The 23,700-nt window shown below is 32.7% G+C and carries 10 protein-coding genes; 2 read left to right on the top strand and 8 right to left on the bottom strand.

Translation table 11 applies throughout. The features are described 5' to 3' along the window. The 8 genes from FDT66_RS06065 to FDT66_RS06030 form a co-directional block, all read right to left on the bottom strand. The coding region (locus FDT66_RS06065) for a LamG-like jellyroll fold domain-containing protein (RefSeq protein WP_222927909.1) at positions 1 to 7,805 on the bottom strand (7,805 nt) is incomplete at its 3' end. A 297-nt stretch (positions 7,806 to 8,102) separates the two neighbouring features. Continuing rightward, entirely contained in the window at positions 8,103 to 8,282 is a 180-nt protein-coding gene (locus FDT66_RS06060) for a hypothetical protein (RefSeq protein ID WP_138535252.1), read from the bottom strand. A 25-nt stretch (positions 8,283 to 8,307) separates the two neighbouring features. Next, positions 8,308 to 10,446, bottom strand: a complete 2,139-nt coding sequence (locus FDT66_RS06055) for a T9SS type A sorting domain-containing protein (RefSeq protein WP_138535251.1) — start codon at positions 10,444 to 10,446, stop codon at positions 8,308 to 8,310. Between the two features lie 16 nt (positions 10,447 to 10,462). Beyond that, on the bottom strand, positions 10,463 to 13,354 hold the full coding sequence (locus tag FDT66_RS06050) for an alpha-amylase family glycosyl hydrolase (RefSeq protein ID WP_138535250.1): 2,892 nt from the start codon (positions 13,352 to 13,354) through the stop codon (positions 10,463 to 10,465). A 69-nt stretch (positions 13,355 to 13,423) separates the two neighbouring features. Further along, on the bottom strand, positions 13,424 to 15,256 hold the full coding sequence (locus FDT66_RS06045; RefSeq protein WP_138535249.1) for a SusE domain-containing protein: 1,833 nt from the start codon (positions 15,254 to 15,256) through the stop codon (positions 13,424 to 13,426). 27 nt (positions 15,257 to 15,283) lie between these two features. Continuing rightward, positions 15,284 to 16,381 (bottom strand): SusE domain-containing protein, encoded by a 1,098-nt coding sequence (locus FDT66_RS06040; RefSeq protein WP_138535248.1) that lies wholly within the window; start codon positions 16,379 to 16,381, stop codon positions 15,284 to 15,286. Between the two features lie 21 nt (positions 16,382 to 16,402). Continuing rightward, entirely contained in the window at positions 16,403 to 18,013 is a 1,611-nt protein-coding gene (locus FDT66_RS06035; protein ID WP_138535247.1) for a RagB/SusD family nutrient uptake outer membrane protein, read from the bottom strand. A gap of 17 nt (positions 18,014 to 18,030) precedes the next feature. Next, positions 18,031 to 20,955, bottom strand: a complete 2,925-nt coding sequence (locus FDT66_RS06030; protein WP_138535246.1) for a SusC/RagA family TonB-linked outer membrane protein — start codon at positions 20,953 to 20,955, stop codon at positions 18,031 to 18,033. Between the two features lie 201 nt (positions 20,956 to 21,156). On the opposite strand from FDT66_RS06030, the gene FDT66_RS06025 reads away from it, so the two are divergent. Beyond that, positions 21,157 to 22,179 (top strand): LacI family DNA-binding transcriptional regulator, encoded by a 1,023-nt coding sequence (locus FDT66_RS06025; protein ID WP_138535245.1) that lies wholly within the window; start codon positions 21,157 to 21,159, stop codon positions 22,177 to 22,179. A gap of 145 nt (positions 22,180 to 22,324) precedes the next feature. Next, the gene (locus FDT66_RS06020) at positions 22,325 to 23,695 is read left to right on the top strand and encodes an MFS transporter (RefSeq protein ID WP_138535244.1); all 1,371 of its coding nucleotides are present in this window, start codon (positions 22,325 to 22,327) and stop codon (positions 23,693 to 23,695) included. Positions 23,696 to 23,700: the final 5 nt, after the last annotated feature.

Genomic DNA, 23,700 nt, shown 5'->3' with positions numbered 1-23,700 from the left:
CTATAAAGTTTTCCTGTTCCTTCAACATTGGAAAGACCAACATGAGTTTGTACTAATTGTCCATCACCTACCAATCTCATTTCTCCATCTAAAATAAAATCTTCATCAAACTCTAAGTACATATTATCTGGAATTATCAGTTTAGAGTTTTCTTTTATCCAAACACATTCTACTCTTGCATCTTCTGGAAGAACTGCATTTGTTAGAGATGTTTGTGCGTCTATGACCATTACTTTGTCTCTATCTGCAGCATTTCTACTTGGACCATTTAAGTTTACCCCAGTTAAGGTGCTGTTACCACCAATCCAAGATCCAGAAACGCCAGCATCTCCATTCCAGAAAATACCGTTGATTTCTGAGTATGTAAAATATTTTACACCTTCGAAATCGTAATCTACAAGATATAAACCAGCTAAATCACCTGAACCAATGGTTAGTGGAATGTATTCTACATTACTTGTAAAAGAATCGTTATCTGCAACTTTAAAAACTTTCACTGTGTTTTCTGTAGTTAGTGCATTATCTATAGTGGTTTTATCTACAGCGATTTGTGTTGTACCTACAGAACCTGTTTCTTTTGCTTTCCAAATTCTTGCCAATGTTTTTTCTGGAGCACAAATTAATTCTGTTTCTGTAACATCAGCTTCAAGCAAACTTTCGTTATTATTACCCCATACTAAAAAATCTTTGTTAGATTCAAAACCTGCACCAGGAGGATTTGTATCTGTTATGGTACCTGAAGGATAATTTGTGTTGTTTTTATTAGAAGTTGCTATTGCAGTTAAACCTATTGTAATGATTGCATCGTTATTTATAGATTTAGATTGGTATTGACCTAACGCCATTGCATCGTCTCTACCAATACCAGCAATATCATTAGAATAATTTGCACAAGTAGTATAGTTCCAAATTTTTGTATTTTGATCTGCTAAGATATAATCTCCTTCTACAATATCTGGGTCATTATCTGTAGCATCTAATGTAATACCATACTTAATAGCTAAATAAGACTCTATCTGTTGTTGTTTTAAAGATGTTGGTGTTTCGTTTACAATAATAATTTCTGCCAATTCACCATTGAAAAAATCTGATGAATTGTTAAAACTACCCAAATCAAAATTATCGTTTGTACCCGTAAAAGAAATAGACTGATTTTGAGTTCCAATTAAAAGTCCGTTTTTAGATATTGCTTGATTAAAACCAAAAGGAGTAGTTCCTCCACTATTTGAAGAACCTAAAGTATACAAGCCGAATTCACCTGTTAAACTAGGTATTGTTTCTGAATGACTAGATGCAGGAGTACCAATTTGTTGATTTAAATCTCCAGCTATAATCCCAGTAATGTAATTATCTGTAGCTGCATTTTCGTATGCTATATAATTTGTTGTGGCTGTTGTAGGATTAATGACATAGTAGGTCCACAGGTTAGTATATGTTTCTACACCAAAAATTCCTCCAAGTATTCTCATTCTATCATTTGTACCGTTAAAATCTATGGTTGGATTAAAATTAAGTCCAGCATCTATTTTTGTTGGTTCTACTCCAGAATCACCAGTTGCTGTAAAGCCATTACTAGATTGGTCTACCCAAGATGTTACGTCTGTAGTTCCTGTAACATCAATATCTGCTCTAAGCCATAAAACGTTACCTAGATCTCCAGGTGTAACAACATCATCATCTAAATCTCTATAATCTACATCATCTGTTGCTACATCTGAATCTGTGTCTGGTAAATCTGTTGATGGTGTGTTAATTTCATCATTAACATCGTAACCATCATTTACATCAGCACCTTCAAAATTATCATCTAAACCATCGTTGTCAGAATCTGTTCCGCTTACAGAATTGTCTGAATCTCCATTTTCTTGAATATCTGGAGTACCATCATTATCTGAATCTAAATCTACAAAATCTGGATTATCAGTTCCATCGTTATTATTAGTTACAGATAAGTCTACGCCAGTAATACCTCCACAAGGTGTACAATCTGTATCATATGCATCATCTAAACCATCATTATCTGTATCTACACCAGAAGGAGTAACATAGCCTAAGGTTGTTTGTGCTTCTACATTGTCTGGTATACCATCATTATCTGCATCAATATCTAAACTGTTGATGATTCCATCACCGTCAAAATCTGAATTATTAATTTTTGTTGCTTCTGTTAAAACATCTGCCGATGAAAAGGTTGTTGTATTTGAATATCTTACAGCATCCATAAGACCATCATAAAAACCACTTATATTTCCTGAAGTTCCACCTCCAATAGGACCTCCTAAACCTCCATCACTTCCATGACCTGGTATTGTTGTATAATCTGCACTTACATCTATACTTGAGGGAACACCATCTAAATACACTGTTAAAATACCACTACTAAAAGTTGCAGCTACATGATGCCACTCACCATCTACCGTTAATGATGTTGGGTGTGTTATATTTCTTTGATTACTTCCATTTCTTGTCGAAAATGTAAGAACACCATTGTCTATCCAAAGTGTAGCACCATGAGTACTTCCACCTTCTTCATAAATTATTCTTTGCCCTGTAACTACATCTGGTTTTATCCATGCAGAAAAAGAAATTTCTGTATAGCTAGATTCCATAAAAGTACCATCTTGACTGTATCTTATGGTATTTGTTGTACCATTAAAATCAGCAGAATTTGTTCCTTGAATTGCGTCTGTAGAATAACTAGGTGCTGCACCATTTGCTCTTTCATCGTTAGAGTTAATTGCATCATCTGTATTACCATCTAATGGCCAGTAGGCATCAGATGATGTTACAAAAGAAATAATTTGACTGTCTTCATTTACATCAGGAATTCCATCATTATCATCATCTATATCTATAGAATTTACTATACCATCTCCGTCTGAATCTACACCAACAATATTGTCTCTATAATCTAAATCTCCTCCAGAGTTTACATCTCCATCTGTATCTGTAAAAACACTTGTAAAAGTATTGTCATATTCTCCATTTACATCTGTATATCCTAAATCTGTATCACCAGTTTCTAAGGTGTTTATAAGTCCGTTAATACCAAACGCAGAAGGTGCTCCATCTGCAACTCCATCTGTATTAGCATCTGTTAAACCAGCACCAGATTCTACAATGTCAAAACCTCCTTCATTATCGGAATCTAAATCTAAATAATCTGGAAGATCTGTACCATCTGTATTTACAGGGGTTAAACCAGTACCATAAGCCAAATCTATTCCTGATAAGCTGTAACTGCCAGAAGGTGCTATATATCCAGCTGTTGTTTGTGCTTCAATATTATCGGGAATACCGTCGTTATCAGCATCTAAATCAAAGTGATTTGGGATTCCATCACCATCAGAATCTATATTAGAAAAAGCAAATGCTTCATCAAAATTTATATCTTCCTCTAAATCTGCTACTAAAGAGTAAGTTCCTGCTGGTAATGTGACTGAGTTACCAATTTTTAACCATATAGAACTAGATGATGCAACTTTAGGACCTGTACTTGATAGTTCTGTGCCACCAGAACCTGTGCCTGAATAAATACTTAATTTTCCAGTTGCTGTATTACCATTTCTTGCCGAAATAAAGCCTCCATAATCTACAATTGTTGTTTCTGTAAGTGTAAATGTTTGGTATAAAACACCATCTGATCCGTTTATTGTAAAATAATTTCCTGCAACACCTGTTGCATCAAATTCTGGACCACCATTACCATACGTGCTTCCTCCAGCACCATCTACTTTTACAACGTTGGTATTTGTTCCAGATTCTAAAATCCAGGGTGTTATTGATAGTCCCACATTATCACCAAATGTTGGTGCTGTAAAATTATTAAAACCTGAGTTTGCAAGTAAAGTTCTTCTACCTTCATCTGTATCTAAAATACCATCATTATCATCATCTAAATCTATGGCATTGCTAATACCATCTTGATCCACATCTATATCAAAAATAGCATCTCTATAGTCTACATCACCTCCGTTGAAAACATCTGCATCTTGATCTGGAAAATTATCTGTCTGAGAATCGTCAAAAGAGCCATTCACATCTATATAATTATCTCCATTATCATAAGCATTGTCTAAACCATTTATACCATAAACACCTGTTAATGTTAAATCTGCTTCTACGTTATCTAAAAAACCATCATTGTCTGAGTCTGTTTCTAAATAATCTGGTGTACCATCTAAGTCTGTATCTACAGGTGTTAAGCCTTCTGTATAAGCAGTGTCTACTCCAAAAATGTCAAAAACACCATCTGGAGCTGAATAGCCTTGAGTAGTTTGTGCTTCTATATTATCTGGAATACCATCATTATCTGAATCTAAATCTAAATAGTTTGGAATGCCATCATTATCTGTGTCTAAAATACAGGTAGATGGAATAACTCCTATGGCATCAATTTCAAAATCTACAATACTTGGAGGGTCATCTTTTGTGATTCTAATATATCTAAAAGCTACGTTTGAGGTGACAATTTCATCTTCAAAATTAACATCATCAGAATTTTCTGGTGGAGAAGGATGTGCTGTATAAGTAGCATCATCTGTAGATTCACTTAATACCATTATTGCTGTACCAGAACCTGCATTTCTTCTCCAGGTGATTTGATATTGTGTCCCAGCAGGATATTCTTGACCAAAATCAAGTACAAAAACATTACCATTTGTATTGATTTCAGCAGTGTTTCCATCTGGAGCTCCTGTAATATTACCTGGATTTGTTACTCCCGATTCAGATTCTAAAGTAGCGTTATATTCTGGAGGGCAAGTTCCACCAGAATTATCTTCTATAGTATCTAAAATTCCATCATTATCATCATCTAGATCTGTTGCGTCTGGAACTCCATCATTATCAGTATCTATAAATTGCGTTGTTGCATCTCTCCAATCTACTTCGTCTGGAGAGTCAGCAGCGTTTGTGTTTGGGAAATCATCATAAGGTGTATTGCCATAACTTCCATTCGTATCTATATAATTATCTGCGTTTTCTTGATTACTGTCTAAACCATTTAAACCTACAGAACCATTTAAAGATATATTTGCTTCAATTCTATCTGATGTGTCATCATTATCGGAATCTAAATCTATGTAATCTGGATTGTCTGTTCCGTCTGTGTTTTCAACAGTATAACTTGTTGCTCCTGAAGTGTCGTTGTTTTCATAAACGTCATACAACCCATTTGCACCAACACCACTTGTTGGTGCTACATAAGTTGCTGTACCTTGACCTTCAATATTATCTGGAATACCATCGTTGTCTGAGTCTAAATCTAAACGATTTATGATTCCATCGCCGTCGGTATCAACATCTAAACATCCAGTAAATGAGTTCCATCTCACGTGGTCTACTTCCGCTTCACCACCAGATTCAATGTCGTCTAAACTAATACGCAGATGCGTAGCCGAAGTACCAGTAATCGTATAGGTATATTCTACAAAAGATGTTGTTAAACTACTAATTACAAGAGGATTTGACGCATCTGAGCCATCTGCAGTATTGGCCTGTTGAATCCTAAACGTTGCAAAATCGGTAGTACCATCACCGTCTCTATCTGCTTCGAAAATTACGGTTGTACCCACAGGCAAAGATTGACCAAAAGCAACAACTAGTACGGAATTAGTAGTGTTAAATTCTGCCCCATCGTTGTCATTTGTTAAAATTCTATCTTGTACATCTACGTCTGAATTAAATGTAATTGCATCAACAGCATTGGTAGGAATTGCTCCTGCAGGAATGGTGGTGTTTTGACATTCATCAGAATCTAATATTCCATCATTATCATCATCAATATCTGTTATGTCTGGAATGCCATCATTATCTCTATCTAATTGACCTAAAACAGCGCTATCTCTCCAGTTTACATCATCAGGTAAACCATTTGAAGCATTATTACCATCATCTGGAAAATTGTCAGTTTGTGTATTGTCAAAGCTTCCGTTAACATCTGTATAACCATCTCCATTGTCATAAAAATTATCTAAACCATTTTCACCAACATTTCCACTTAGAGTAAGGTTTGCTTCGATAGTATCTGAAACATCATCTTCATCTGAATCTAAATCTAAATAATCTGGATTGTCTGTTACTGTAGCACTGTCTGAATTTACTGGGGTTATTGCTGTTCCTGAAGTTCCTCCAGAAACTATAGGATCGTAATTATCATCTAAACCATCTCCGTCAACGTCTGTAAAACCACTACCAACAGCACCACTTGGTGCTATGTAATCGTTTGTTGTTTGCGCCTCTATATTGTCTGGAATTCCATCGTTATCGGAATCTAAATCTAAATGATTTGGGATACCATCGTCATCAAAATCATAAACATCTGGTATTCCTCCAGTTCCTGTTGTGGTATAATTTGTTGTTGATCCATCACCAGTACCATCATCACTAGTATCTAAATAGTTTACTATTTTATCACCATCTTCATCTCCTAAAGGATTGTACGTTATGGCACCTATTGTTAATTCTTCTGTATCTAGAATACCATCATTATCGTCATCTACATCATTTAAATCTATTACTCCATCATTATCATTATCTGATGTATAACCTATATTACCAATATTTACATCTTGCCCTTCTATAGCTGATATAACTTTTGGATTGCTACCTTCTGACCTTGTGAAATTTGGTGGAAGATCTGGATCATTTTCATTTATTGTAATTGTGGTGTTTCCCCCTGGTACAAAACCTGTATAATTACCGTTTGAATCTGTTACAACTGTTTGGTAACCACCATCACTACCCAAAATAGAAACAGTAATGTTTTTTAAACCAGGTTCGTTACTATCTTTTGTTCCATTTCCATTTATATCTAAATAAACATTACCTGAAACTGTACCTATAGAGGTCGCAATTGCTCCTAAACCTCCAAAAATATCTGCTCCTCCACCATTTAAATTAGGAAAACTCGCTACATCTAATAAATCTGCATCATCAGCAACATTATCATCAAAGAAAGAAATACCATATACAATGTCATTAATTCCTATTCCTAAATCACTTAATGTAATTATAGTAATTCCAACAGATTGTACATTGTCTGTTATTCTAATTGGATTACCACCTTCGGTATTGTTAGCTAAAATATCGAAATCTAAATCTCCAGTAATAATTCCGTAATCTCCATTTTGTATGGTAATTACTGGACCAAATGTAAGAGGGTTTCCTAGTGCATCTACAGAGGTAATAGCTGCTGCTTTGTATGAACTATTACCATCTTTTTCTGAAGCAATAAAACCTACTTTATCTAAATTAGGTAGGTTAGGTACTTTAAAAGGTACATATGTAACATCTATACGTTCTATGTTTTGAGCTGTTGATGTTGCATTTTTAAATACATCATTTGCACCTCTGTTTATAATAGGTTCATCTAATAAATCTTCCATAGAATAGGATCCAAAAGATCCAGGAAGTGATGGTGCATAATTAAAATTACCTGTATTTTCTTGTGCGAAAATTCCAAACCTCTCATAACTAATACCTCCATTACCATTTACACGAACTATACTGTAGTTTGTTTGAGAAAATGTGTTGTCTAAAAAAAACTCTTCTCCATTAAATACTATTTTATCTAAAATAATATTATTTCCTTGTCCCCATTCGTATAATTGTCCACCTTCTGTATAAGTTGATGGAGTTGCAGGTTGTAAGATAGTTGTTGCGCTTGTTATTGGATTTTGAGCGAAAGATTGAAAACTTATAAAGAGAAGTAATGTAAAACTAAAAACTAGTCCTTTACTTATTTTTTTATTTGTTTGTAGAATTTCCCCAAATTCTAATACTTTGAAAAATTTTTTTTTCATTTGTATTTTTTATAAATTAATGGGGGAGTCTTCAAAAGTATGAAAATTAATTTTAAAGTTTTATTTTCCCCAAAAAACAGCACCTTTTAATTAATTTTTATACATGTGTTTTGTTTAATATCTTTTTTATTTAGATACTATTTTATTTATTGTTTTTCAGTTGATTATAAGTCATATAACTGCAAAATTAACATTTGTTTATAATATATACGTAATTTTTGATATTATGGTTTTGTTAAAAAAGAAAAAAGAGCAGATTTCTCTGCTCTTTTTTTAAATTAAAATATATTTTCAATTTTAAAAACCTGTTCCTGGTGCTTCAGGACTTTGTGCCTGTGCTTTTTGCGGATTTAAAATCAAGTATGTACCTAATGCAGTTAAAGCTGCATATTTTCCGTAATTACCAATCTTTTTTAGAGCGTCTTTACGAGAAATTTCTTGAGTATTTTCTACTTTATTTTTGATATTTTTTTTCATCTTTTAAAAATTTTAATTCTCGTATTTATTCTAAAATTATTTTTTTGTTTAGTTTACCATTTTCAGTTTCTAAGTTTACTAAATAAACTCCAGTAGCTAATTTTGGTAATTTCACCTCATTAGAGTCGCTAGAATTAAAAGTTGTATTTACTAACTTTTTACCTATTAAATTGTATAGTGATACAGTAGTTTTTCCTTCAGGTAAACCAGAAATTTTTAAAGTAGAACTATTCGTTTTAAAAATTTTAATAGAATTTAATAATAATTCATTATCTGTACTTAATACTGCTGATGTTTTTGTGTGTAAAAAGAACCTTCCTGTACCATCAACTTTTTCAGATAACGTTAGTTTGTATTCAGAGTTTACTTCATCTAAACGAGTTATGGTATTTGTAGTTTTATCTTCTAAGTAAACTTTTAAATCCGTTGGTAAATTTAATGCATCTGCAGTAAATGTAATTTCTTTACCAGCTTCTGCAGTTACACCTACTGGAATAATCATAGATTCAAAATCTTTATTTGGTAATGCTTGACGAACGAAATTAATTCCATTATTATCTTCTAACAGCTGTGTAAATACTGCTAGATTATTTTTGCCATTATTAGAAACTCCTGTAAAACTACCAATATCAAATCTACGATCTAAACCTTTTGTTTTGTTTGCAAAATAATTTATTTCGGTGTTTGCATTTTTAGTACCATCAGATATTTTTAAGTTGATAGAGGTATTAACGCTTTTGTAAAAAGTAACACCAGTTTGATGACTTTGCATTGCTTCTGTAATGCTAATGTTATCAGTTAAACTTATCACGTCAGAATTTACAAAAAAGGCTTGTCCAGGATGTATGTAGCCTGTTGTTAATGGTGTAAATGAAGTACCATTATAAACATAAATAGATTCATTTGGACCACTCAGTTGAGAGGCGTTTGCTGTTAAAAACGCATCAATATCAATATAAGAAGGATAAGGGTTTCCAATTAAATTCCACTTGTTTGCTCCAGAAAAACCTTGAGTGATTGTTAAAGGAGTATCATCAGTTTTTAAAGTTCCAGTAAAAGTATAAATACCAGAAGCACTTCTTAACATAGAATATCCTAAACCTGATGCAAATGGCGTATCTGCACCACCAGCTGTATAATATACCCAATTTCCATTAGCATCAACATCATTGTCATAAGTAGAAATACCTCTGTTAGTTGCTACTGAAACACCAGAGGCTATTGAGTTTGCTGTTATCCAAGCATCATTATATTCTTCACCAACAACTGGAGAAGAAATTAAATGCCAATTTGTATCTGCAATGTTTAAATTGTAAGAAATGTTTCCTGTTGAAGTACCATTTACAATTAATGAAGCACCAGAGTTAATATTAAAAGAAGACCCATCATTAACTAAATTATTTAAAATAGTAAGTGACTTATCAGAATCAATAATTACACTACCACCAGCAGCAATTGTTAACGATTTAATTGTTACGTTTTCAGAAATTTGTAAACTACCATTAGCTCCAACACTTACATCACTGCTTGTTAAATCACCTTCTAATACTAGTAGTCCGTTATTTATGTTAGTAGCTCCAGAGTATGTATTGTCTGCTTTGTATATAAGAGAAATATTTAAATTTTCTTTCGTAACTCCTCCTGTACCACTTATCACTCCATTAAATATAGTAGATGAAGCTGTTGCTGTACTTCCATTAATATCTAACCATCCTTGATTATTTATCGTTCCACCAAAAGTTAACCCACCAGTTCCATCAATTAAAATTTTTAAAGGATCTGTTACATCTGGGTCACCAATAATAGCATTATTTATTATATGAGTTGCAGAAGATTGATTTAATATTTGTGGGTCATCTCCACTAAAATCAAAAAAACTTATTTGATTCCCTGTAAAAGTATGAGGATCTGAGGCTCCTGCTTTATATAAGAACCTCCAGGTGCTGATATCTGAAGAGTTAACTTGCTCAGGCAAATGATTGTTGTCCCATTCTTGTTGTCCAAATACAATAGGTGAAGGATTTGGGAAATTCCACCAATTTACTGAGTTTTGCCATGAATTATCTCCTGTGCCAGAATCATTTCTCCAAGTTTGAAATGTTTGAGCTTGGAAAGCATAGCAAAAAAGTATACTAGCAATTGTTAAAAAGTAGTTTTTCTTCATGTTTTAAAGTTTTAAGTTAGTTAATAATTAATTTTTTTGTGTGAATACTATTTTTATCATTTTTAATTCTAACAAAATAAATTCCTGTATTTAAATCAGTAGTTGAAAATAAGTTATTTTTAATAGAATTTTCCGTGAATTTTTTTACTCTTTTACCCGTAATATCAAAAACTGAAACTTCAGAAACATTTTGTGATATACTAAAGTTTTTACTTGTTGGGTTTGGGTATAAGCTCATGATATTGTTTTCTAAAACATTATTTTCCGTAGATAATGTTGCTTGCTGATTTCCAAATACTTTAAATTCACCTGGTTGTAATGTTATAGTGCTTGCAGAATATGTAGTATTGTTAGTTTCATCCATTAAGTCAATCCAATTTCCAGTAAGAGGAAAATTTGTGTTTACTGTTTTTTGAACAACATCAAAATTGGCTAAAACAATTACATTTCTTAATTGTGTAGTTGGAATGGTTGTATTAAAAATATCAATTCTTGGTGTTAATGAACCAGAAGTAATTGTATAATCTCCTTCAAAAACAGGTTCATTTATTTTTAGTACATTCATTCTTGCCCAATCATCATAAATTTTCTTTCTATTTACGTTTGAAATCCAATTTTCAGACCATTGTGGTTGAGGTTTTGTATCTAATTTACAGTCTCCATCTGTTCCTCCTGGTTCATTCACAATTCCGTTGTTACAAGTAAAAATTGAATTTTGCATTCCTAAATCTGCAAAATGCCATAACATTTTTGGTCCTGGAATTGTTATGCTAAAAGCACCAATTGCAGACATTCTAGACAACGCTGTATTTAAGTCTTTTACATTATGGCTAGATACTGCACTGTTACCAAAGTTAACAGCTCTGTACATGATTCTTTCTTCGTCATGACTTTCAGGATAACCAATAAGTCTTGGTCCGTTAAATTGCGAACGAGATTTATGTCCAATTCCGCTAATATTAGAGTTTGAGCTATATCCCATTAATAATTGACTGTAAGGATCTGTCATTTTTCCCCACATCATAATTCCTTTTCCTTCTGCAAGACGATAATTTGCCCACTCTTTTTCTTCATTTTGTCCACCTAAATGTTCAAAAATAACATAATGTTCTGGGTCTAAAGACCATGAATAATCTGCGTAAGATTTTAAGACATCTACACGATCTTGTTGATAAGCGTTTGTACAAGTTTCATCACTTCCTGAGCAGTTTTGTGTAAAACCTTTGGTAAGATCCCATCTAAAACCATCAATATTAAAATTTTCTATCCAGTGTTTTACCACTCTTTTTGTGTATTCTTGTGTTAAAGCACTTTGATGATTAAAATCACTACCAACATTGTAGCTATGTCTTGCGGTTTCATTAAAATATGGGTTTTCACTACTTGGATCTCCCCAACCATCGTTATCTGGATCGTTCATCCACATTCTAACTAATGGATTTCTACCAAATGCATGGTTTAAGGCAACGTCTAAAATAACAGCAATTCCGTTTTGATGACAAACATCAATAAATTCTTTAAACTTAGCTTCAGTTCCATAAAATTTATCCAATGCCATATGAAATGACGTATTATAACCCCAACTTTCATTTCCTTCATATTCCATTACTGGCATTAGTTGAATAGCATTGATGTTTAAATTCTTAAAATAATCGATTCTATCTATTAAATCTTGATAATTTCTGTTTGCATCAAAATCTCTCACTAAAACTTCGTAAATAATTAAATCTTCTTCTTTTGGCGCATTAAAGTTAGTTACTTGCCAATTGTAAGGTGTTTGACCAGTTTGTAAAACAGTAACCTCTCTTTCTTGACCAGAAGGATAACTTGGTATGTTTGGGTATGAATTTGAAGAAATTCCTGGGTCATCAAAAGGTGATAAAACTAACGTTGAATATGGGTCTGCAGTTTTTACAATAGAAGGTGAATTTGCAATTGGTGTTTTATCGAAAACCCAATATTGATATGTTTCGATTTTTCCTGAAGTTAATCCGTTAATTTCTAACCAATATTTTCCTGTACTAGGATCTCTTTTCATTACATCTACAGCAGTAGGAGTGTAGTTATTAAAACTACCTGCAACTTGTACAAAATCTTTATTAGGTGCAGTTACAACTAATGTTGCTTTTGTAGCATCTGAAGAATAATTAATACCGTCTAATAATCCGCTTGGAATTGCTTCTTCAACAACGGTTGGAGCTACAATCACTTCAAAACTAGCCTCACCACTTTCTGTGGAGCTTGGTGCTGTACCTACAAATCTTACAGTACCACTTTCTGTAATGTTTGTAATGGTTGCATTACATGCAGGAAAACCACATGTACCAGTTGCAACAGAAACACTATTATAAAAAATTTCAAAAGTACCTTGAACAGTAACTGAACCTTGAAAGCTAATCTCCGCAGAAACAGTTAAGTTGTCTCCAGAGCTAATTAAAACTTGGTTTTTTGTTGGGTTTTTTATGGAAATCTGTACTTTTCCTACAGGAAAAATAAAATCATTACAACCTGATGCTTTTAGTTCTTGAGAACCGTCTGCATTTCTAAAAACCATTCCTATTTGAGCAGCATTATCTGCTTGTTCTTGTGTTAAGCCATAATATGTTTGTGGTGTAATTGTGATACTATACGTACCATCTCCATTAGGTGTCATTTCACCAACACCATCATCTTGCCCCCAGTTTCCAACAACGCTAAATCCAAAAGCATTTGTTTTGTCTCCAATACCAGAATGCATGTATACTTTAGAAGGATTGCTTAAACCATTACAATTACTATCTGTACTATTAATATCTACAGTAATTGTAACAGGTTCATCAACTTCAATAGCACTAACATTTAGTGATACTTGAGCTTTTAAGAGAAAAGAACTTATAAAAAAGGTGAAAAAAAGTATTTTTTTAATCATATTTATTAGTTTTAGTTTTTTAAGAAAAAAAGGCTATAAACATATGTTTATAGCCTTTTTGAACTACTTTTAATTTAAAACGATTGTTTTGTTTACTGTATCTATAGTTAATGTATAGGTTCCAGCAGTTCCAACAAACTTAAGGTTACTATCTCCATCACTAGCATTTTCAAAATTAGCATCTATAGTATAGCCCTCATTTTCAAAATAAGGGAAATTATAGCTTGTAGAACTCCATTCTAAAGTTCTATCAGTAAAGAATCTAAACGCGTCATTTGCAAAAGTAACTTGACCAGAATAAACTCCTGCTCCTGTACAAGGTAATGCAACTGGAGAAGTCCATCCCCAACCAGCATCAGGAACACCAGCACCAACTAGCCATAATTGATCAAATTCACATAATTTAATAGGATCACTTAAAGTAATTGTTTTGTTTACATCATCTATTGTTAAACCATATTGACCAGGAGTTCCATTGAATTTAAAATTGCTGTCTCCATCTGAAGCGTTTTCTAACCTAGCATCTATTGTATATCCTGCATTTTCGTAGTAAGGATAGTTGAAACTTGGTGAACCCCATTCTAAAGTTCTATCTGAGAAAAATCTAAAAGCATCGTTTGTTAAGTTGATGTTTCCTTCGTAAACACCAGTTCCAGTACAACTAATTTGTATTGGATTACTCCAACCCCAACCAGCATCTACAGCACCAGCACCAACTACCCAAAGTTGATCAAAGTTACAATTTGGACCAACAACTGCAGGACCTAAAGTAATTGTTTCAGCTTCCGTGTCTATTTCTAAGAAATATTCTCCAGCAGTTCCTGTAAATAAGAAGTTAGAGTCTCCATCATTTGCATTTTCAAAGTTGCTATCAATTGTGTATCCTCTATCAGAAAAATAAGGGAAATTATAACTTGGTGAAGCCCACTCTAAAGTTTTGTCTGTAAAAAACCTGAAATTTCCACCATTATCTGGACTTAATTTTATGTTTCCAGAATATGTTTTTCCTTGTAAAAGTAGTTCTACTGGAGAAGTCCATCCCCAACCAGCATCTACAGCACCAGCACCAACTACGTAAAGAGCAGGAGGTAAGGCAACGTCATATGGAGTTATTGTAAGTGTTATTGCATCTGAAGTTCTAAATAAATCACCAGCTGCAGTTTTTGCAGTTGCTTTTATTCTAAAGTCAAAGTCAGATGCTGTTCCAGCTGTACCTCCGTTATCTAAAACAAAAGTGTTTAATTCACCATGTTTCAAATCCAAAGATAGCTCAGAGGTGTTTCCTAAAATAACAGGATTGTTAAAACCAGCTCCACTACTTACCATTTGTAATTCATAAGATATTTCAATGGAACTCGTGCTTGTGATTTCTGGATCTTCCCAAGTAACAGTAGTTGCTACCAAATCTGGATCTACGTCTGATAATACAATACCTGTTGAACTATCAGGACCTGTAACTGTAGGCATTTCTACAGCGTATTTAGATACCTGAAATAAAATTACGTTAGATACTGCAGTTCCAGTATTTAATCTAAGAAAAATTGGCGTTGGTAAAAATGATTTTACATTCGCATTATTTAAAACAGTATTTAAATTATCTACTGTCATTGAAAAATTATTTTTCTCAGTTGTACCCAATACAATTGGACTTGCAAAATCTGCATCCAAAGACATTTCAACATCGTAAGTTGCTCCTGTATTTACTTCATCACTCCAAGTAATTGTAAATGCAGGGTTATTAGGCAAAGCAAAATTTAGGAAAATGTTGCTGATTCCTGGTGTGTCTAAAACAAACTCAGCTTCTGGGCTTGTTATTGTTAAGCTCTCTTCAGCATCACAAGCACTTAGTAAAAGTGTTAATGATAAAAACAAGTAGCTTAATCTTTTTATATAAATATTCATTTTTGTTTTTTATAAGTTATTTTGATATTATAAATTTAAAGGAATTAAGATATAACGACCTGTTAAATCATTAAACCATACATCGTAATTATCTTCCACAACAACAGGAATTACGCCACCTCCATCTGTAGCAATTCCAGAAAAAGAAGTAGAACTACCCCATTTAGCCCCAGCACCAGTTTCAAACTCTACATTTCCAGGAGTTAATTTTACGTTTTTAGCATACCATATATGACCATCAAATGCCAAGGCATTCATTGCGATATCTGTTGTACTAGAACCTTTAAGTGTTAAAGAAGCAGGACTTGTTTTTCCTGATGCATCAAAAACTTCAAAGGAAAAGGTATTGGTTGCAAAGTTTATCTCAAATGTATAAAAGCCTGCAGGAATTCCGTTTCCACCTCCATAAGGAAATCTTTCTGGATCTGTTCCTCCACCTAAATTTGCACCTACAGTTGTACCATCATCTGTACCATATTGCGGTTGCCATTCTCCAGGTGTTGATAATACTTTAAAGTGTCCGTTTTCTGCCCAAAAACCAGTGTAAAAATACCTGTTTGCATCATTAGGATCTCTAAAAAGTGCTGGATTATTATTGTTGTTGTCCCAACCAGGAGCTGTTGCATCTCCTACTAAATAATAATCATTAAAGGTATAATTAAAGTATGGGTAAACTTCTAGTAATACTGAGTTTGACGGTACTTTTTGACTATCTTGTGTTCCTAAACTTGCATTTACTCTAATGTAAACATTCTCCCAATTAAAAGGGTTTAAACCTGCATTACCTGCAGCTGTATTTACTTCACTTACAGATAATGTTACTGATGTTTTTCCAGTAACTGTTGTAGCTACAGTTGATTCAGCAAAATCTTCTGTTTTAGAAAATTCTATTGAATAGTTTACAGATGCTTGTTGTCCGTAGTTTGCCTCAGCCCAGTTTAAAGTAACTGCTGGGTTATTTGTGTTTACTGCATCTAACTCTAACCTTGCAAAGTTTAGTTCTTGTAAAACTGGGGCATCTGGTGTTCTGATTTCAAATTTTTCAGAACTATCGTCACAAGAATTGAACACTAATAATACAAGTGCAATTGTTGTAATAATTGAAAATCTTTTTATATTTTTCATTGTTTCAAAATTGTTTTAGAATTAATATCCAGGATTTTGTTTTAACTCTGGGTTTGATTTTAAACTTGCAGAAGGTATTGGATATAATTTTAAATCTGCAGATAATGCAATTCCATTGGTACCATTACCTTTCCAAGCCCAGTTGTAATTTCCACCAGTAAAGCGTCCAAAACGAATTAAGTCTTGTCTTCTATGAGCTTCCCAATGCAACTCTCTTGCTCTTTCATCAATTATAAATGATAAATTGATATCTGAAATTGTTAAATTATTTTGTGGGTTATTAGCTCTTGTTCTTAATGCATTGATGTAACCTTCTACATTTGCAACTGTAGCTCCAGCACCACCTCTTAAATGTGCTTCTGCGTACATTAAGTATACATCAGCTAATCTAAATAAAGGAAAATCTGTATCTACAAATGTTTGGTCTACACCAAAACCTCCTGTTGATTTTGCATTAGAAAATTTTTCTAAAATATATCCTTGATCTTTGTTTGAAATATCTGTAATTTCTTTACTTCTTCCTCCTGAAATTATTCCATTTCTGGTATCGTTGTTGTAAATACTAGCTTCAAATAATTCTACAAATTGTTTTCTTAATCTAAGTGCGCCTCCCCAGCCACCAGCGCCAACTCCTAAAGCTGCACCATTTACTTCTAAACTACCTACAGATCCGTTAACCATTACTGTAGTTGGTCCAAAGTTTTGTGTGAAAGTACCATCAGAAATTAATGGAAAAATGATTTCATTTTTAGCAGAATTTACATCATTATCTGCCATGAAATTATGAGAATATTGTGTTGCCAAAGTGTATCCTCCAGCAATTATTTTTTTACAATAATCTATACATTCTGTATATTTATCTTGACCAATATACACTTCTGCATTTAAGTAAATTTTAGCTAAAATCATCCAAGAAACTCCTTTGCTGGCTCTACCATGTTCGTTTAATAATGGATCTGGTAAATCAGCTTCAATTGCTTTTAATTCAGATTCTATAAAGTCAAAAAGTTGTGCTCTATCATATGCTTTTGGTGGCGTGTTAATTGGGTCTTCTTCTGTTGTGAAGTTTGCTTGCCCAAATAAATCCATCATGTAGTAGTATGACATTGCTCTTAATAAACGTGCTTCTGCTCTATAAGTAGTTATTTCTGCCTTAATTGCATCAGAAACATTTCTTTCTGCTAGTTTAGCATCTGTTGTTTCTCTTAAAAAGTTATTTGCAAAAGCGATTGTTACATGGCTTCTACCAAACATACCTAAAATAATAGGATCGTTTGCATTCCAAATATTACGTTGTATTTCTCTTGTACCTGGGTCATTTTCGTATGACCAAATCATTTGATCTGCAGATAATGTTTGTAGGTATAATAGTACTCTACCAAACTGACTTGTACCAGCATCTAAACCATCAATAAAAGAAGAACCTGGACCGTCTACACCCGTTAAAGAAAGGTTTCCATAAACTCCACCCAATAATTCTTTGTAAGCAGTTTCTTTTGTGAAAAAATCTTCACCTAATAAATCTTGATCGTCTTTTGGAGTTATGTCTAAATCTTTTGTACAAGATGACATTGCCATAACTATTACAAGAAATAACGTAGCTATTTTTTCTATTTTAAATATTTTTTTCATCATTAATTCTTTATTAATTAAAATTTAATGTTTGCACCCACCAAAAATGTTCTTGGTCTTGGGTAAATAGTGTTATCTATACCATTAAATACTTCTGGATCTAAACCAGAGTAATTTGTTACGGTAAATACATTTTGCATACCAGCCCACAAACGTATGCTGTTAGATGCAAATTTTTTGATTGGTCTATCAAAAGTGTAACCTAAAGTAATATTGTCCATTCTTAAGAATGATGCATTTTCTAAATAAATATCAGAAAGTATTACATCTGAAGTTCTTTGGAAATTAGTTTCTAACACAGAGGTTGGTAAATTTCCTAAAACAGCATTATCTTGTAATAAATCATACTGTGCTAATGATGAATTTACGTTGTTGTAATTATAATTTCCAATACTTGCTCTTAAGTTAAATGCTAAATCAAAGTTTTTATAATTGAAGTTAGATTGAAAACCTAAAGTAACATCTGCTTGTGGGTTTTCTTTCAAATATCTATCATCATTATTTATAATTCCATCTCCATTTAAATCGGCATAAGCTCCTTCAATTGGTTGGCCTGCATTATCATATAGTTGCTTGTAAACAAAGAATGAATTTGGAGCGAAACCTTCACTGTAAAGTTGAATAAAGTTTCCTGTACCTCCAGCAATACCTCCAGTTGTAATATCTTGATTTAATGCTAGTTTTTCAATTTCTCTATCCAAATATGTTGCGTTAAAGTTAATGTTCCAATCAATATCTTCTGTTTTAATAACATCTGCATTTAATGTGAATTCAATACCATTTACTTGTAAATCTCCAACGTTTTGTAAAACTCTGTTTGTAAAGTTAGAACCGTCTGCTACTGGAGCGTCAGATAATAAATCTGTTGAGTTTTTTTGGAAATAGTTAATAGAACCTGTTAACTTATTGTTGAATAAACCGTAATCTAAACCAAGTTCAATAGTTGCTGTATTTTCCCATTTTAAACTACTTCTTTCTAAAGGAAATGTTGCTTGAATTGGGTTTCCTCCAAAGATATATTGTGAGTTTTGGTTTCCAAAACGGTATCTGTCTAAATATAAATCTCCTGCAATACCATCTTGTTGTCCATTAACACCATAAGAAGCTCTTAATTTTAAGTCGGAAATAACATCGTTTCCTTTCAAAAATTCTTCATCACTTATTCTCCAAGCTAAAGCAGCTCCACCAAAATTACCCCATCTATTTTCAGGACCAAATCTTGATGTTCCATCTCTTCTGTAGTTTAAAGTTAATAAGTACTTTTCATTATATGTAAAATTAGCTCTTCCTAAAAAACCTACTAAAACTACAGGTGTATTTGCATAGGTAGTGGCTCCTTGATCGTTTGGATTTCTTCTGTTTCCAGTATCGCTACCAGAACCATTAAAAGTTTGGTAAGAATAACCAGCAGTAATATCTGCTTTAATTTTACCAAAAGTATTTACGTAGTTTAAATATCCATCTAAAGATTCGTTTAAAACTTCGTTTCTATATGCTGAGTCATTACCTACAAAAACGTCGTTAAAACTTGCAGGACTTTGTAAAGAACTTATATTTGTTCCTTCTCCAATAGATTTATCGAAACCAAGATTAACAGTTGCTGTTAACTCAGGTAAAAAGTGAAATTTATAGTCTACTTTTAAATTTCCATAATGTCTAAAAACATCTGAACTGTTATTGTTTTGTAATAAAGCAGCAACAGGGTTTCGTGTACCATTTTGCATGATTACTCTACCTTGAGCATCTCTTGTGAAATGTTGATAAAAGCCACCAAATGGAGATGAAGCATCTCTTACAGGTTGTGATGGATCATAACGTAAAGCAGCGCCAACTTGTCCTGCATCAGCAAAACGATTATCTTCAAAAGCTCTGTTATAGTTTAAGTTTACTTTTAAATGGTCATTAAAAAAACTAGGATTCATAGATAGAGATATTGTAGCTCTATCATATTGAGAAGTTAATATGTTTCCTTCAATATTTGCAAAACCTACAGATAGTCTTGTTGGAAGAAATCCAAAAATTTGACCTCTTGCAGTTAAGTTGTGTTGTGTAGAAACAGATTTTTGATAAATTTCATCTTGCCAATTTGTACTAGCTGTACCTAATAAACCAGCATCACTTGGTCTTCTATTATTTACTAAGTTTCTAAACTCATCTCCATTAAAAACACTTACACGATCTTTAATTTCACCAAAACCCATTTGGAAATCGTAATCTAAAGAATACTCACTTCTACCTTTTTTTGTAGAAATGATAATAACCCCATTTGCACCTCTAGAACCATAAATGGCAGTTGCAGAAGCATCTTTTAAAACTGAAAAAGACTCAATATCATTTGGGTTAATACTTGCTAAAACACCTCTAGATCCTCCAGCAGTTCCAGACATTGGTAAACCGTCAATAACAATTAATGGGTCATTAGAAGCGTTTAAAGAAGAACCACCACGAATTCTAATTAAAGAACCAGAACCTGGAGCACCACTTGTTGTAATGTTAACACCAGCAACACGTCCGCTTAATAAATTTTCTGGAGTAACAATATTACCCTTTGTAAATTCTTTAGCAGTAATAGCCTCAACAGAACCAGTAGCATCTTTAACAGTTGTGGTTCCGTAACCAACAACTACAATTTCATCTAATTGCTCTGCAGAATCCTCTAATAAAACTGTTAAGTTTAAATTAGTTCCAATAGTAATTTCTTTGTTGGCATACCCTAAATACCTAAATACAAGAATATCTCCTGTGTTTACTTTGGTAATTTGAAAGTTTCCATCAAAATCGGTTTCAGTACCTTTTGTTGTACCTTTAACTACTACACTTACACCTGGTAAAGGCTCTCCAGATGTTTTTTCTTTTACAATACCTTTTACTGTTTGTTGTGCAAACATGCTAAAAGATGTAGTTAAAAGAAGTCCAATTAACAATAATTTAAATTTTTTCATGTATAATTTGTTAAATAATAACTGTAAATTTGATTTTCTGTTCTTAACAATAAATTTACATTCCACCTTGTAAATATATATATAGAACATGTATTTTCAATATTTTAAAAGTTACGAAATCGGTTTCGTGTTGACAACTTTTTTCTTTAAATATCATTAATTCAGTAAAAAAGAACTTTAAAATTTTACTTTTCATAAAAAATGAAGCAAAAAATTACCATAAAAACAATTGCAAAGGAATTAGGTGTTTCGACCTCTACAGTTTCCAAAGCTTTAAAAGATAGTCATGAAATTAGTTCTGAAACAAAAGAAAAAATTCAGGCATATGCAAACCACTATAACTATAAACCAAATAATCTAGCACTTCAACTTCGTAATCAAAAAACAAAAGTAATAGGAGTTATTTTGCCTAAAATAGTTCATCATTTTTTCTCTACAGTGATTATGGGTATTGAAGATGGGGCAAATGAAAGAGGCTATAATATTATGGTTTGTTTCTCAAACGAATCTTATAAAAAAGAAGTAGAAACTTTAAAAGTTTTATCAAATGGTAGTGTAGATGGTTTAATTGTTTCTATTGCAAGTGAAACGCTTGAAAATAAAGACTTTAATCATTTTAAAGGATTGGTAACAGAAGAGATTCCTTTAGTACTTTTTGACAGAGTTGTAGACGAAATTTTGTGTGATAAAGTAGTTGTAGATGATGTTGGTGCTGGCTACAAAGCAACAAAACACTTATTAGATAATGGAAACAAAAAAATTGCATTAATAACAACACCAAATCACGTAAATGTCGGTGCTTTAAGGAGACAGGGATATGAAAAAGCCTTGATTGAAGAGTATATAAAAACCAATGAAAACTTTATAGTAGAGGTTGATGAGAAGAAAGATATTAAAAAACAAATAGAAAAAGTATTTGATGAAGATATTGATGCTGTTTTTGCTGTAAATGAAATTTATGCAGCAAATGCAATGAGAATAGCAAAAGAGAAAGGTTTTAAAGTACCTGAAGATATGTCTATAATAGGTTTTACAGACGGTTTGATATCAGAATATTCTTCTCCTTCAATAACTACGATTGCACAACATGGTTTTACAATGGGTAAACAAGCAGTAGCATTATTAATAGATAGAATTGAAAATGAGTCTGAAGTTTTTAAACCTAAAAAGATTGTAATTTCTAGTGATTTAAAATTGAGAGAATCTACGAAACCGTCGTCGTAACTTTTTTACTACATTTTTATCAATACGATAAAAAAAATATATATTTGTTGCATTATTAAGATTTATCAATAAATTACATTCCACAAAATTTATTAATTGATAAGTCGAAAAAACTTATCGTAATATTCATTTATAATATTCGATAATGGAAAAGCGTAAATTAAGCTTCTGGCAAATCTGGAACATGAGTTTTGGATTTCTAGGAATACAATTCGGATTCGCCCTTCAAGGTGGATTTATGTCAAGAATTTTTCAAACTTTAGGAGCAGGAAAGGAAGATATTCCTCTACTGTGGATTGCTGCACCATTAACAGGTTTATTAGTACAACCAATAATTGGTTATATGAGTGATAGAACCTGGAGTGTTAAGTGGGGTAGAAGAAGACCTTATTTTTTAATTGGAGCAATTTTAAGTTCTATAGCCTTGTTCTTAGTTCCTAATTCACCAGCTTTATGGGTTGCTGCTGGATTTTTATGGATTTTAGATGCTTCCATTAATATTTCAATGGAGCCATTTAGAGCCTTAGTAGCAGATAAATTACCACAATCACAACGTTCTTACGGATTTGTAGTACAAACATTAATCATTGGAATAGGAACATGGGTAGCTAGTAATTTACCTTGGATGGTATCTCAATTTGGAGTCAGTAATTCTGCTGAATCTGGAGTTGTACCAATGTCAGTTAAAGTTGCTTTTGCTATTGGAGCTTTTGTGTTTTTAGCGAGTATTTTATTCACTGTTTTTACAACAGATGAATATCCGCCAGAAGATATGGAAGAGTTTGAGCGAGAAAAAGCCAAAAAGAATAATTTTATTCCAGATATTTTAAATAATATCGGCAATATGCCAAGTACCATGAAAAAGTTAGGAATTATTCAATTCTTCTCTTGGTTTGCATTTTTTACAATGTGGAGTTTGGCAAATCCTGCTTTAACAGAACATGTTTATCGTTCACCAGCACCAATAGAAACAGACTATAACATGTCTGATTTAAGTGAAAAAGGAGCTTATGACATTGCAAACACTAAATTTCAAGAATCTTCAAACAGTGTTGGTTCTGCAATGGGAGTTTACGGTTTGTCTTCTATGGCTTTTGCGCTATTATTAACTTTATATACTTCCAAAAGAAATATCAACAGAAAATATGTACACATGGTTTCCTTATTATTAGGAGGTTCAGGTTTTTTATTAATGAATTATGCCTCACCAGAAAGCTTAAAGTATTGTTTTGTATTAATTGGCTTTGCTTGGGGAAGTATTTTGTCAATGCCATATGCCATGTTATCAAGTGCTGTTGATCCAAAGAAAATGGGTGTTATTATGGGGATTTTCAATATGTTTATTGTTATTCCACAAATTATTGCTGCTTTAGGTGGTGTTAACTTTGTTTCTGGTTTATTAGGAGAAGAAGCCATAAACGCAATGACAATTGCAGGAATTAGTTTGATAATTGCAGGGTTATGTAACTTTTTAATTACTGATAAAAATGCAATTCGTTATCAAGAAGAAATTTAATATTT

It is taken from the genome of Polaribacter aestuariivivens, from assembly GCF_005885675.1.
GTDB classification, from domain to species: Bacteria; Bacteroidota; Bacteroidia; order Flavobacteriales; family Flavobacteriaceae; genus Polaribacter; species Polaribacter aestuariivivens.
This window is presented reverse-complemented; position numbering and strand designations above follow the sequence as displayed.

Bases quoted from the DNA above. Each gene is read 5' to 3' on its own strand.
- FDT66_RS06050 (WP_138535250.1), bottom strand. From the start codon at position 13,354: ATGATTAAAAAAATACTTTTTTTCACCTTTTTTATAAGTTCTTTTCTC.
- FDT66_RS06045 (WP_138535249.1), bottom strand. From the start codon at position 15,256: ATGAATATTTATATAAAAAGATTAAGCTACTTGTTTTTATCATTAACA.
- FDT66_RS06060 (WP_138535252.1), bottom strand. From the start codon at position 8,282: ATGAAAAAAAATATCAAAAATAAAGTAGAAAATACTCAAGAAATTTCT.
- FDT66_RS06055 (WP_138535251.1), bottom strand. From the start codon at position 10,446: ATGAAGAAAAACTACTTTTTAACAATTGCTAGTATACTTTTTTGCTAT.
- FDT66_RS06020 (WP_138535244.1), top strand. From the start codon at position 22,325: ATGGAAAAGCGTAAATTAAGCTTCTGGCAAATCTGGAACATGAGTTTT.
- FDT66_RS06030 (WP_138535246.1), bottom strand. From the start codon at position 20,955: ATGAAAAAATTTAAATTATTGTTAATTGGACTTCTTTTAACTACATCT.
- FDT66_RS06025 (WP_138535245.1), top strand. From the start codon at position 21,157: ATGAAGCAAAAAATTACCATAAAAACAATTGCAAAGGAATTAGGTGTT.
- FDT66_RS06040 (WP_138535248.1), bottom strand. From the start codon at position 16,381: ATGAAAAATATAAAAAGATTTTCAATTATTACAACAATTGCACTTGTA.
- FDT66_RS06035 (WP_138535247.1), bottom strand. From the start codon at position 18,013: ATGAAAAAAATATTTAAAATAGAAAAAATAGCTACGTTATTTCTTGTA.